At 61.2% G+C, this 12,063-nt stretch carries 12 protein-coding genes; 8 read left to right on the forward strand and 4 right to left on the reverse strand.

Annotation, left to right across the window (positions count from 1 at the left end; translation table 11 throughout):
* Positions 1-20: 20 nt before the first annotated feature.
* Both CWM53_RS18280 and CWM53_RS18285 read right to left on the reverse strand, forming a co-directional pair.
* A complete protein-coding gene (locus CWM53_RS18280; RefSeq protein ID WP_074385909.1) occupies positions 21-905 on the reverse strand; it encodes a dihydrodipicolinate synthase family protein in 885 nt (294 codons plus the stop codon).
* 13 nt (positions 906-918) lie between these two features.
* Positions 919-2,067 carry an iron-containing alcohol dehydrogenase gene (locus tag CWM53_RS18285; RefSeq protein ID WP_100675615.1) on the reverse strand — a complete coding sequence of 383 codons (1,149 nt, stop codon included), beginning with the start codon at positions 2,065-2,067 and terminating at the stop codon, positions 919-921.
* A gap of 175 nt (positions 2,068-2,242) precedes the next feature.
* Between CWM53_RS18285 and dtnK the strand changes: the two genes are divergently transcribed.
* Genes dtnK through CWM53_RS18300 form a run of 3 tightly spaced genes read left to right on the forward strand, consistent with a single transcriptional unit; the run spans position 2,243 to position 5,220 of the window.
* Positions 2,243-3,478 carry a D-threonate kinase gene (gene dtnK / locus CWM53_RS18290; RefSeq protein WP_100729886.1) on the forward strand — a complete coding sequence of 412 codons (1,236 nt, stop codon included), beginning with the start codon at positions 2,243-2,245 and terminating at the stop codon, positions 3,476-3,478.
* Positions 3,471-4,457, forward strand: a complete 987-nt coding sequence (locus CWM53_RS18295; protein ID WP_100631880.1) for a D-threonate 4-phosphate dehydrogenase — start codon at positions 3,471-3,473, stop codon at positions 4,455-4,457. Before dtnK ends, CWM53_RS18295 begins: the two co-directional genes overlap by 8 nt.
* Position 4,458: 1 nt before the next feature.
* Positions 4,459-5,220, forward strand: a complete 762-nt coding sequence (locus CWM53_RS18300) for a DeoR/GlpR family DNA-binding transcription regulator (RefSeq protein ID WP_012968265.1) — start codon at positions 4,459-4,461, stop codon at positions 5,218-5,220.
* A gap of 14 nt (positions 5,221-5,234) precedes the next feature.
* Here CWM53_RS18300 and CWM53_RS18305 read toward each other — a convergent pair whose 3' ends face one another.
* Positions 5,235-6,179 carry an L-lactate dehydrogenase gene (locus CWM53_RS18305; RefSeq protein WP_100729887.1) on the reverse strand — a complete coding sequence of 315 codons (945 nt, stop codon included), beginning with the start codon at positions 6,177-6,179 and terminating at the stop codon, positions 5,235-5,237.
* Between the two features lie 145 nt (positions 6,180-6,324).
* Between CWM53_RS18305 and CWM53_RS18310 the strand changes: the two genes are divergently transcribed.
* Positions 6,325-6,807 (forward strand): GNAT family N-acetyltransferase, encoded by a 483-nt coding sequence (locus tag CWM53_RS18310; protein WP_074385904.1) that lies wholly within the window; start codon positions 6,325-6,327, stop codon positions 6,805-6,807.
* On the opposite strand, the gene ptrR is transcribed toward CWM53_RS18310, so the two are convergent.
* Complete coding sequence (gene ptrR, locus CWM53_RS18315) at positions 6,761-7,639, reverse strand: putrescine utilization regulator PtrR (protein ID WP_023289635.1); 879 nt, start codon at positions 7,637-7,639, stop codon at positions 6,761-6,763. The genes CWM53_RS18310 and ptrR overlap by 47 nt on opposite strands.
* Positions 7,640-7,745: 106 nt before the next feature.
* On the opposite strand from ptrR, the gene sad reads away from it, so the two are divergent.
* The 4 genes from sad (at position 7,746) to CWM53_RS18335 (ending at position 12,045) form a co-directional block, all read left to right on the forward strand.
* Entirely contained in the window at positions 7,746-9,131 is a 1,386-nt protein-coding gene (gene sad / locus CWM53_RS18320) for a succinate-semialdehyde dehydrogenase (RefSeq protein ID WP_008804950.1), read from the forward strand.
* An 80-nt stretch (positions 9,132-9,211) separates the two neighbouring features.
* Complete coding sequence (gene glsB / locus CWM53_RS18325) at positions 9,212-10,138, forward strand: glutaminase B (protein ID WP_074385903.1); 927 nt, start codon at positions 9,212-9,214, stop codon at positions 10,136-10,138.
* Entirely contained in the window at positions 10,138-10,506 is a 369-nt protein-coding gene (locus CWM53_RS18330; RefSeq protein WP_008804948.1) for a DUF4186 domain-containing protein, read from the forward strand. Before glsB ends, CWM53_RS18330 begins: the two co-directional genes overlap by 1 nt.
* Positions 10,507-10,620: 114 nt before the next feature.
* Positions 10,621-12,045, forward strand: a complete 1,425-nt coding sequence (locus CWM53_RS18335; RefSeq protein ID WP_008804947.1) for a GGDEF domain-containing protein — start codon at positions 10,621-10,623, stop codon at positions 12,043-12,045.
* Positions 12,046-12,063 lie beyond the last annotated feature (18 nt).

A 12,063-nucleotide genomic window follows, 5' to 3' on the forward strand; every position in this document is an offset into this window, starting at 1 on the left:
TTAACCAAGCGCAGTGGGTATTACGCTAAATAACGGGCAATGATGTCGCGTATCTGCTGCAGCTGTTCGTCGCTAAACTGCACCGCGTAGCGGCTGTCGCCCACCTCATGGCCCATCAGCTGCAGGGCTTTTTTCACTGCCGCGGGTGAGAACGCCACCTTATACAGATCGGTGCGCAGGCCCGTCACGCGCTCCTGCGCCTGGCGCGATCCGGCGATATCCCCGGCGTGAAACAGCGACCAGATCGCGTTGATTTCCGCTGGGGCGACGTTGGCAAGCCCTGAAATGCAGGCCGAGCAGCCATCGACATAGCCCTGATGGATAAGCGAGTCCGGCCCGTTCAGAACGTCGAAACCGTCAATGTCGCGTACCGCGTCAAGAAAGCCTTTCAGGCTGTCGTAGCTGCCGGCGCTGTCCTTAATACCGACGATATTCTCGTGCCGGGCCAGCTGGCGCGCCGTCTCCGGAGCAATGGTGTTCCCGGTGCGGGCGGGAATGTTGTAAAGAAAGAGCGGGACGCTCAGCGCGTTGGCGATCGCCGTATAGTGGTTTATCAGCTCCTCCTGCTTCAAAGGCACGAACCACGGGGTAATGGCCGATACTGCGTCAACCCCGAGGCGGGCGATCTGCTGGCCCAGCCGGCGAGTCTCGCGGGTGGAAATCTCCCCGATATGCGCCACCACCGGCGCGCGTCCGGCGGCTTCTTCCACGCAGGTTCTGGCGACGGCGATCTTCTCCTCCTCATTGAGGACAAAAAACTCGCCGTTGGTGCCGCCGCAGAAAATACCGTTGCCCGCGGCGAGCTGACGCTGCACCTGCTGGCGTAGCGCTGGCAGGTCAAGGGCTCCCTCGGCGGTAAAGGGGGTGACGATGGCGGTGAGTACGCCGCTAATAGCTCTCCTCATTTTCTTTCTCCTGTTATGCATGTTCTGGAAACAGCGTTTGATAGATAGCCGCAATCTCTTCGCGGCTGACGCTGCAGGGGGCGTTGTTCATCAGGCGCTTGACGTTTTGCGCCGCTGCGCTGAGAGCTGGGATGCTCTCCCTGGGCACGCCGAGCGCGGCAAGGTTGTCCGGCAGAGGCAGTCGTTTCACCAGCGCCGCCAGCCACGCGACCAGCGCATGGGATTTCTCTTCCTCGCTGAGCGTGCGATCTGCATCGGGGATCAGATCCCAGACCTGAGCGAATTTTGCCACCGCGTGGGGGCGGACCACCCGCATGCAGGGCGCCAGCAGAATGGCATTAGCCACCCCGTGCGGCAGGTGCCAGGTACCGCCAAGCGGATAGGAGAGCGCATGCACCAGATGGGTGCCGGCATGGTTGATCGCCGCGCCGCCGTACCACGAGGCCCAGAGCATCTCCAGCTTCGCCGTCAGATCCTGCGGCTGATCCACCGAACGTTCGATATGCCGCACCAGCTTGTGTAAACCGATTAACGCCGCGTTGTCGCTTACCGGGTTGGCGACGGTGGAGGTAAAGCATTCCAGCAGATGACACAGGGCATCGATGCCGGTCGACGCCGCGATGCTGGCCGGCATGCTGGTGGTCAGCTCGGGCAGCAGGGCGACATAGTCCGGCAGCAGCACCGGGGAGATGATCCCCACTTTGGTCTGCTGCTCGGGGATCGCCAGAATGGCGTTCGGCGTCGCTTCGGAGCCGGTGCCGGCGGTGGCCGGGATCAACAATGAGCTAATCCGTCGTTGCGGCAACTCGCCTGCCAGCAGGGCCGTCAGAGAGGGCGCCTCAGGATGCAGGAGCACCGAGAGCAGTTTCGCCACATCCAGCACGCTTCCCCCGCCGATGCCCACGATCATCTGGGGCTGGCTGGCACCCAGCTGGCTGACAATCTGTGCCACATCGTGATGGCTGGGCTCTGCCGGTACCGTGTCAATGACCTCAACCTGACGCCCTTCGGCCGCCAGCAGGCGATGGATCGCCTGGGTCGCTTCCAGCGCGCCAACGTTCTGGTCGGTCACCAGCAGGATGCGGGTTTTACCTGACAACAGCGGGAGCAGGGCCGTTGAGGCGCCCGCCCCGCTAATGATTGTGCTGTGTATCGTCGCCACGCGTTTCTCCTTGGTAGTAATTGATTGAATTCAATCATTCATGAATCTAGTCACTCGTCTGGTGGGGAAAAGTTATAATTTATACGGCAGTTTAATAACTTGAGCTTGCTCACATTTAATCAAATATGATTGAATATAATCAGTTTCAGGTTTTCATCGACCACAAGGCAGAACAATGAACGACGGTAATAACCAGGTGCTGGTGCTGGCAGATGACTTTACGGGAGCCAATGACGCCGGCGTCAGCCTGGCGGAGGCGGGCATGTCGGTGGAAGTGGCCTTCAGCGCCGGGCAGCCATCAACCGCTCGGGCGCTAATTCTCAACAGCGACAGCCGGGCAATGAGCGCCGCCGCCGCCGCGGACAAGGTCACCGGTCTGCTGCGCGGCGCGGCAAGATTCGTCCCGCACTGGCAGGTAAAGAAGATTGACTCCACGCTACGCGGCAACCCCGGCGGCGAACTGGAGGCAATGATGGCGGCGCAAGGCTGCCGGCTGGCGGTGGTGGCCCCGGCGTATCCGGCGGCAGGAAGGCATACCCGGGACGGGCGCTGCTATGTGCATGGGGTGGCCCTCGATCAGACCGAATTTGCCAGCGATCCGAAAACGCCCGTGAGCCGGGCGGAGATTAGCGAAATTATCGCCATGCAGAGCCATCTTCCCTGTCTGACGTTGAGCGCTGCCCAGCTTCCGGCGGCATTAGCGACGGCGGGCGAGGAGAAGCGAGTGTTGATTGTCGACGCCTGGGAAGACCGCCATCTGGACCAGGTGATCGACGCCGTCGCGCCCCATGCGCGGGAGACCCTGCTGGTCGGCTCGGCGGGACTTTGCGAGGCGCTGGCGCGCCGCCTGCGCCGCAGCGAGCAGGGGCCGCTACTGGCGCTGGTTGGTTCGATGAGCGAGATGGCGCAGCGCCAGGTCGCTGCGCTGCAGGCGCATTCCCGGGTGATGAAGATTGAAATTGATGTCGAACAGGCCTTTAGCGGATCGCCGAAGGAGGAAGCCTCGCGGATCGCCGAGGTGCTGCGTGAGGGTCATCACTGCGTGGTGACAACTCGCCCGAATAACGCCGCCCGGCACGGGATTGAAGCCCAGTGTCGCAAACATGGCCTCAGCCGTGCGGCCTACGGGGAGCACATCTGCGCCTGGCTTGCCGACGTCACGGTGCAGGCGGTGGCGCTGTGCCCACCGGGCGCCCTGTACCTCTCTGGCGGCGATGTGGCCATCGCCGTCGCGCACGCGCTCGGCGCCACCGGATTTCAGATCCGTGGGCGGGTGGCGCAGTGTGTGCCTTACGGGCACTTTCTCGGCGGTCGCTGGTCGCGACCGGTGATGACCAAAGCAGGGGGATTCGGCACCGACACTACGCTGTTAAATGTTGTGAATTTTATTGAGGAGAAACTGAGTGTCTAACATGATTGCAGTGACAATGGGCGACCCGGCAGGGATTGGTCCGGAGATTATTATCAAATCCCTCGCCGAAGGGGCGCTGAGCGGCGCGCCGGTGGTGGTGGTGGGCTGCGCGCAGACGCTGCGGCGGATCCTGGCGCTGAATATTACGCCGCGGGCGGAGCTGCGCATCATTGACCATCCCGCCGAGGCGCGTTTTTCTCCAGCGACCATCAACGTCATTGATGAACCGCTCAGCGACCCGCAGGGACTGCGCCCTGGCGAAGTTCAGGCCCAGGCGGGGGACCTCGCGTTTCGCTGCATCAGGCGGGCGACCGCGCTGGCGCTGGACGGCGCGGTCGCGGCCATCGCGACCGCACCGCTAAATAAAGAGGCGCTGCATCTCGCCGGGCACGCTTTCCCCGGCCATACCGAACTGCTGGCCCACCTGACGCAGACCACCGATTACGCCATGGTGCTCTATACCGAGAAGCTCAAGGTTATCCATATCACCACCCATATCGCCCTGCGCCAGTTCCTCGATACCCTCAACCAGCCGCGAATCGAGACGGTGATTGGCGTGGCGGATCGGTTTTTGCGCCGGGTCGGCTATCAACGTCCGCGCATTGCGGTTGCCGGTGTTAATCCGCACGCTGGGGAGAACGGCCTGTTTGGCGATGAAGAGATCCGCATCGTCGCCCCCGCGGTCGCCGCCATGCGCGCGCAGGGAGTGGAGGTCACCGGCCCCTGTCCGCCGGACACCGTATTTATGCAGTGTCACGAAGGCATGTACGACATGGTGGTGGCGATGTATCACGATCAGGGGCATATTCCGCTGAAGCTGCTCGGGTTCTATGATGGGGTGAATATTACCGCCGGGCTGCCGTTTATCCGCACCTCAGCGGATCATGGCACCGCGTTTGATATTGCCTGGACAGGTAAAGCGAAGTCTGAGAGCATGGCAACCTCCATTGAGCTCGCCATGCACATCGCGCAGGAATAACATGAAGGGATATAACCGGTTAGAGCAGATTATGGACTTCCTGAAAAGCCATAATCTGGTGACAGTCGACCAGCTGGTGGCGGCGACCAACGCCTCGCCGGCCACCATTCGCCGCGACCTGATCAAACTCGATCAGGAAGGGGTGATCAGCCGCACGCATGGCGGGGTGACGCTGAACCGGTTTATTCCTTCCCAGCCGACGACGCTGGAGAAAGCCCAGCGCAGTCCGCTGGAAAAGCAGGCTATCGCCAGCGCGGCGGCCGCGCTGGTGAAGGCCGGCGACGCGATTGTGCTTGACGCCGGCACCACCATGATTGAGCTGGCGCGGCAGATCACCCATCTGCCGCTGCGGGTGATCACCAGCGATTTACATATCGCGCTGTTTTTGTCGGAATTTAAGCAGATAGAAGTGACGATTATCGGTGGGCGCATCGATGACAGCAGCCAGTCGTGCATCGGCGATCACGGCCGCCGCCTGCTGCAGACCATCTGGCCGGACCTTGCCTTCGTCAGTTGCAACGGCTGGGACCTCGAGAAGGGGATCACCGCCCCGACGGAGGAGAAGGCTGCCCTGAAACGTGATCTGATGGCTAATGCCCGGCGGCGCATCCTGCTGGCGGACAGCTCCAAATACGGCGCCTGGTCACTGTTCAATATTGCCCCGCTGGAGTCGTTGACCGATATCGTCACCGACGCCCATCTGCCGGAGGCGACCCGCGAGGCGCTGGTGACCCTTTCCCCGCAGCTGATCATTGCCGACTGACTCGCAGGCTGCCGTCAGGGCAGACGGGCGATATTGGCCTTAATCACCGCCATCGACTGGCTGAACTTCGCCTGCTCCTCGGCGGCCAGCTGCAGCTCAATAATCTGCTCCACGCCACCCTGGGCCAGCACCGCCGGCACCCCAGCCGCCGCGCCGCTGACGCCGTACTCACCGTCAAGAATGCAGGAGACTGCCAGCGCACGGTGGCTGCCGGTGAAGATATTGCGGCAGATCTCGGCGATGGTGCCTGCCACGCCATATTCGGTGCAGCCTTTGCCCGCGTAGATCTCAAACCCCAGTTTTCGTACTTTTTCGGCCATTGCCTCGCGGTCGAGCGGCCGGCCGGTACGTTGCTGGTAGAGGTTGGCGATCGGTGAGCCATACACCGAGGAGTGTGACCATACCGGAAACTGGGTATCGCCATGCTCGCCGAGGATAAAAGCGTCGATGCTTTGGGCGCCAATATCCAGTTCCTGCGCCAGCAGGCGACGCAGGCGGGTGGTATCCAGCCAGACGCCGGTGCCCAGCACCTGACTGCGCGGCAGGCCGGAGAGCTGCCATACCTGCCAGGTGATGATGTCGCAGGGGTTGGTGGCCACCAGAAAGATGCCGTTAAACCCGTTGGCCATCATCGTCGGCACAATACTTTTCACAATCTTCGCCGTCGTGGTCAGTTCATCCAGCCGACTCTGACCGGGGCGCAGCGCACCGCCGGAAACGGTGATCACCGCGATATCGACATCAGCGCAGTCGCTGGCTTCCCGGGTGGAGATGGTCATCATCCCTGGCAGATAGGCCGCGGCATCGCTGAGATCCTGGGCATGGGCCTCGGCGCGCTGTTGGTTAAGGTCGACGAGGATCAGTTCCTCGCAAATGCTCTGGTTGAGCAGGGCGTAGGCCGCCGACGCGCCGACATTGCCGGCGCCAATAATCATCACTTTACGGGCTTTGGTGTGCATATTCAGATCTCAAGTACGAACGGAAGGAGATAAAATTACTGTGTTTCAGTGAGTTAGCGCAAGAGGTGGGCAGCAATATAAGTTAATGCTATGGCGGAAACGGGTCGAGGCCGCGCTACAGTGGCGTAAAAAAAGGAGTTCACCTATGTATACCGTTACCGACATCGCCCCCACCGACTCCGCATTTACCGCCCTGATTGCCGCTCTCGACGCCTGGCAGGAGACACTCTATCCGGCAGAGAGCAACCATTTGCTGGACCTCAGCCAGCTGCCGCCGCAGACGGTGATCGCCCTGGTCATCCGCAGCCCGCAGGGCGAGGCCGTTGGCTGCGGGGCTATCGTCCTCAGTGAGGAAGGTTTCGGCGAGATGAAGCGGGTCTATATCGATCCGCAGCACCGCGGACAGCAGCTGGGAGAAAAGCTGCTGGCGGCGCTGGAAGCGAAAGCGCGCCAGCGCGACTGTCATACGCTGCGGCTTGAAACCGGTATCCATCAGCATGCGGCGATCACCCTCTACACGCGCAACGGCTACCAGACCCGCTGCGCGTTTGCGCCGTATCAGCCCGATCCGCTCAGCGTGTTTATGGAGAAACCGCTGTTTGCCGATCTTCGTTCAGCAGCGCTATAAACGCCTCCAGCTGGCGGGTTTTGGCGCCCCGGCGCCACACCAGCCAGGTGGTTAGCCAGCGCCACTCTTCGGCCAGCGGCCAGGCGGAAACCTGCTGATGGCCGGGCATACTCTCCAGCATACTGCGCGGGATCAACGCCAGGCCCGCGCCGGCGATCACGCAGGCCAGCATCCCGTGGTAAGACTCCATCTCGTGGATCCTGCCCGGGGTCGCTCTGTCGGCATGGAACCAGCTTTCAAAATGCCGGCGGTAAGAGCAGTTGGCGCGAAAGGCGTAAACGTTGGCCCCGTTCACTTCGCTGGCGCGGGCGATGGGCGCGTGGCCGTACGGGGCGACGATCATCATCTCTTCCGGGAACACCGGCAGCCCCTCCAGACCCGGATGCACCAGCGGGCCGTCAACGAACGCGGCGCTCAGGGCGCCTTCCAGCACGCCGTCGATCATCGTTCCGGAAGGGCCAGTGGAGAGCGCCAGGTGAATTTTCGGGTAGCGCTGATTAAAGTGGGCCAGGGTGGTGGGGATCCGTACCGCCGCGGTACTCTCCAGCGAACCCAGGGAGAACAGCCCCTGGGGTTCGTCGCCCGCCACCACCATCCGCGCCTCGTCCACCAGGGCGAGGATCTGCTGACTGTAGCGCAAAAAGCTGTGTCCCGCAGGCGAGAGGCGCAGGCGCTGGTTCTCGCGGATAAACAGCTCTACGCCGAGGTCTGCTTCCAGCTGGCGGATGCGGGTGGTGAGGTTGGACGGCACGCGATGCACTTTCTGCGCCGCCTGGGTAATGCTGCCGGTGCTGGCGACAGCGTTAAACATCTCTAGCTGAGTCAGGTCCATACTATTCTTCTTTTGTGAATGCGTTGCTTAATATTATTCATTTTCAATGAATGGAAAGGTAAGCCAGAATACGGTTACTTCGCAAGCAACGAGAGAGAGAATAACGATGAATTTATCTGCAACGCACGCGGTTTCCGTCAACCCGACTACCGGTGAGGTGGTCTCCTCGCTGCCCTGGGCCAGCGAACGCGAGGTCGATGCGGCTATCGCTCTCGCCGCGGCAGGCTATCGCCAATGGCGTCAAACGCCGCTCGCCGAGCGCGCCGACGCCCTGCGTCGCATCGGGGCCGCGCTGCGCGCCCGAGGTGAAGAGGTGGCCCAGATGATCACCCTCGAGATGGGCAAACCGATTGCCCAGGCTCGCGGCGAGGTGGCGAAATCCGCCAATCTCTGCGACTGGTACGCCGAGCACGGCCCGGCGATGCTGGCGACGGAAGCCACCCAGGTGGAAAATAATCAGGCGGTGATTGAGTATCGTCCCCTGGGCGCCATTCTGGCGGTTATGCCATGGAACTTCCCGGTCTGGCAGGTGCTGCGCGGCGCGGTGCCGATCCTGCTGGCCGGCAACAGCTACCTGCTGAAGCATGCCCCGAACGTGATGGGCAGCGCCCGCCTGCTGGGCGAGATTTTTGCCGCCGCCGGCCTGCCGGATGGCGTGTTCGGTTGGGTGAATGCCACCAATGACGGTGTTTCGCAGATCATCAATGACGATCGCATCGCGGCGGTGACCGTCACCGGCAGCGTCCGTGCCGGGAAGGCGATTGGCGCCCAGGCGGGCGCGGCGCTGAAGAAATGCGTGCTTGAGCTGGGGGGATCCGATCCCTTTATCGTACTCAACGATGCCGACCTGGATGAGGCGGTGAAGGCCGCCGTCACCGGCCGCTATCAGAACAGCGGCCAGGTGTGCGCCGCGTCGAAACGCTTTATCCTCGAAGCCGGTATTGCCGACGCGTTCACCCGCAAATTCGTCGACGCCGTCGCGGCGCTGAAGATGGGCGACCCGCGCGATGAGCAAAACTACGTCGGGCCGATGGCGCGTTTCGACCTGCGCGATGAACTGCACCAGCAGGTAACGGCGACCCTTGATGAAGGGGCGACTCTGCTGCTGGGCGCGGAAAAAATCGAAGGGGCGGGCAACTACTATGCGCCAACGGTGCTGGGCAATGTTACCGCCGGGATGACCGGCTTTCGCCAGGAGCTATTTGGTCCGGTAGCGACCCTGACCACCGCTCGCGACGCTGACCATGCGCTGGCCCTCGCCAACGACAGCGAGTTTGGCCTGTCGGCAACGGTCTATACCACCGACGAGGCGCAGGCCCAGCGCTTCGCCCGCGAGCTGGAGTGCGGCGGCGTCTTTCTCAACGGCTACTGCGCCAGCGACGCCCGCGTGGCCTTCGGCGGCGTGAAGAAGAGCGGTTTTGGTCGCGAGCTGTCGCATTTTGGTCTGCACGAGTTCTGTAATGCGCAGACCGTCTGGAAAGACCGTCGCTAATCAACGTTAGCCCCTGACGACCGTCGCCCACCTCTGCTATACTCGCCCACCAAATTTCGATGGTGGGCAAGGAGCTGCATGTGGCGGCGGTGATCAATAACGCAATGCTGGAAGCCATTCTGGCAGAAATCAGGCCGCTGATTGGCCGCGGTAAAGTGGCGGATTACATTCCGGCGCTGGCCAGCGTCAGCGGCGATAAGCTTGGCATCGCGATCAGCACGGTGGACGGGCAGCATTTTGCCGCCGGCGATGCGCATGAACGTTTTTCCATCCAGTCTATCTCCAAGGTATTGAGCCTGGTGGTGGCCATGAACCACTATCAGGAAGAGGAGATCTGGCAGCGGGTGGGCAAAGATCCCTCCGGCCAGCCCTTTAACTCCCTTCTGCAGCTGGAGATCGAGCAGGGCAAACCGCGTAACCCGTTTATCAACGCCGGGGCACTGGTGGTCTGCGACATGCTACAGAGCCGGCTTAGCGCCCCGCGTCAGCGGATGCTGGAGATTGTCCGCCGCCTGAGCGGCGTGCCCGATATCGCCTACGATCCGGTGGTGGCCCGCTCTGAATTCGAGCATTCGGCGCGCAACGCCGCCATCGCCTGGCTGATGAAATCCTTCGGTAACTTCCATAACGACGTCGCCACTGTGTTGCAGAACTATTTCCACTACTGTTCGCTGGAGATGAGCTGCGTTGAGCTGGCGCGGACCTTCCTGTTCCTCGCCGATCGCGGTATCGCCCCGCACCTGGAGGCACCGGTTATCGCGCCCATTCAGTCCCGTCAGGTGAATGCCCTGATGATGACCAGTGGCATGTACCAGAACGCCGGTGAATTCGCCTGGCGCGTTGGCCTGCCGGCGAAATCGGGCGTCGGCGGCGGAGTTGTGGCGATTGTGCCGCAGGAGATGGCGATCGCCGTGTGGAGCCCGGAGCTTGACGACGCCGGGAACTCGCTGGCCGGCGTGGCGCTGCTGGAAAAACTGACTCAGCGGATGGGGAGGTCGGTGTTCTGATGGTTGAGCAGGATCGGTTGTTTGCCCGCCTGGCGCGCTCGACGTTTCGTTCACGCTTTCGACTCGGGGTCAAAGAGCGGCAATACTGTCTCGATAAGGGGCCGGAGATCATCGACCAGCACGCTGCGGATTTTATCCGCCAGCGGCTGGCGCCCGCCGAACCGATGAACGACGGTAAGCAGACGCCGATGCGCGGCCATCCGGTATTTATCGCCCAGCATGCGACCGCCACCTGCTGCCGCGGCTGTCTGGAAAAATGGCACGCCATTCCCCACGGCCGCGCGCTGAGCGAGCAGGAGCAGCGCTATGTGGTGCAGGTGATCCATCACTGGCTGGTGCTGCAGATGAACGGCCCGTCTGTGCGGTAATCTGCATTTGATCGGCGCCGGAGTATGCCTGATAAATATTCTCATGTTATGATAATCCGCTAACTAATTATTAACATAATAATTGCCTGAAACAATTAGACGGATAATTACTGAATGTCTTCACTGTCGATTCGGTCATTTACGCTGTTTCGTGAAGAGCAGCCCGTGCGCGACGCACTGGTATTATTCACGTTAACGCTACTACTGCATTTTCTGGGGGCTATGCTGCGCCTGGTGCAGGAGCTCTCATTCTTCTGGCCGCTCAATGCCGTGATGGCCGGGATCTTTGCGCGCTATGTCTGGCTTAATCGCAGCTATTTTTATGCCGTCTGTTTTGCGGCAATGCTGGTTTATGACGGACTCACTTCGCGCTGGGGGATGGGCTTTGCCTCATTGCTGATTAATTTCTCCAATATTGTCTTTATTGTGGTGCTGGCGCAGCTGGTGCTGTGGGATAAGCGACGCGCCGACTCCATGCCCGGCCCGATTAATGCGCTTAATTTATTCTGTTTTTGCTTGTTTGCCGCCTTATTGTGCGCCGCCGTCGGCGCCCTGGGGTCGGTGGATGTTGAACGCGCCACCTTTATTCCCCAACTGGCAGACTGGTTTAGCGAACAGTTCTCGACAGCGGTGCTGATCCTGCCGTTTATTCTGACCCTGACGTTGCCTTCGGCATTAAGCGGTTTTCGTTTTCGCCAGCTGCTGCCCGCGCTGGCGCTGGTGCTGTCGATAGCCCTCGGCGTGGCGGTGGGCGGCGCCGGCAGCATTACCTTCCCGTTGCCGGCCCTGATCTGGTGCGCCGTTCGTTATCCGCTGCCGCTGACCTGCCTGTTAACCTTTCTCACCGGTATCAGCGAGATATTGCTGGTCGCCAACTCGTTAATTCACTTTTCGCCGGATGCGCGAATGCAGCCGTGGCAGCTGTTCTCCACCCGTCTCGGCATTGCCGCTATGCTGATTAGCCCGGTGATTGTCGCTTCCAGTGTCGAAGCGATTAACACGCTGGTGAAACAGCTGGCCCTGCGCGCTGATTTTGATTTTCAGACCCGGGTGTATTCCCGTTCCGGACTGAGCGAGGCGCTGAAGCGTCAGGCATTGCCCGCCGATAAGCTGCTGACGGTGATGGTGCTGGATATCGATGGCTTCAAACGGGTGAATGATGCTCTGGGCCATGAAGGTGGCGATTGCGTATTGACCCAGTTTGCCCAACAGGTTCGGCAACTGGTGGACGAGCAGGGGATGGTTGCCCGAATTGGCGGTGAAGAGTTTGCGGTGGCGGCGGTCGTCGACAGTACCCAGCAGGGCTATTTACTGGCGGAAAAAATCCGCCACGGGGTGGAGTCGCAACCCTTCGGCCTCGGGCAGAATCCAATCCATCTGACCATCAGTATGGGGCTGGAGACGCGCGAGGTGGGGCACGCTCGGATCACGGAGCTGTTTAACCAATTGCTGATGGCGGCAGACGAGGAGATGGTCAAAGCCAAACAGACCGGTCGCAACCGCATCTGTATGCCAGCGCTAACCGAAAGCGCACCATAAGAAAATCCTATACGGAAT

The organism is Klebsiella sp. A-Nf5 (assembly GCF_002810545.1).
In the GTDB taxonomy this organism is placed as follows: Bacteria; Pseudomonadota; Gammaproteobacteria; order Enterobacterales; family Enterobacteriaceae; genus Klebsiella; species Klebsiella variicola.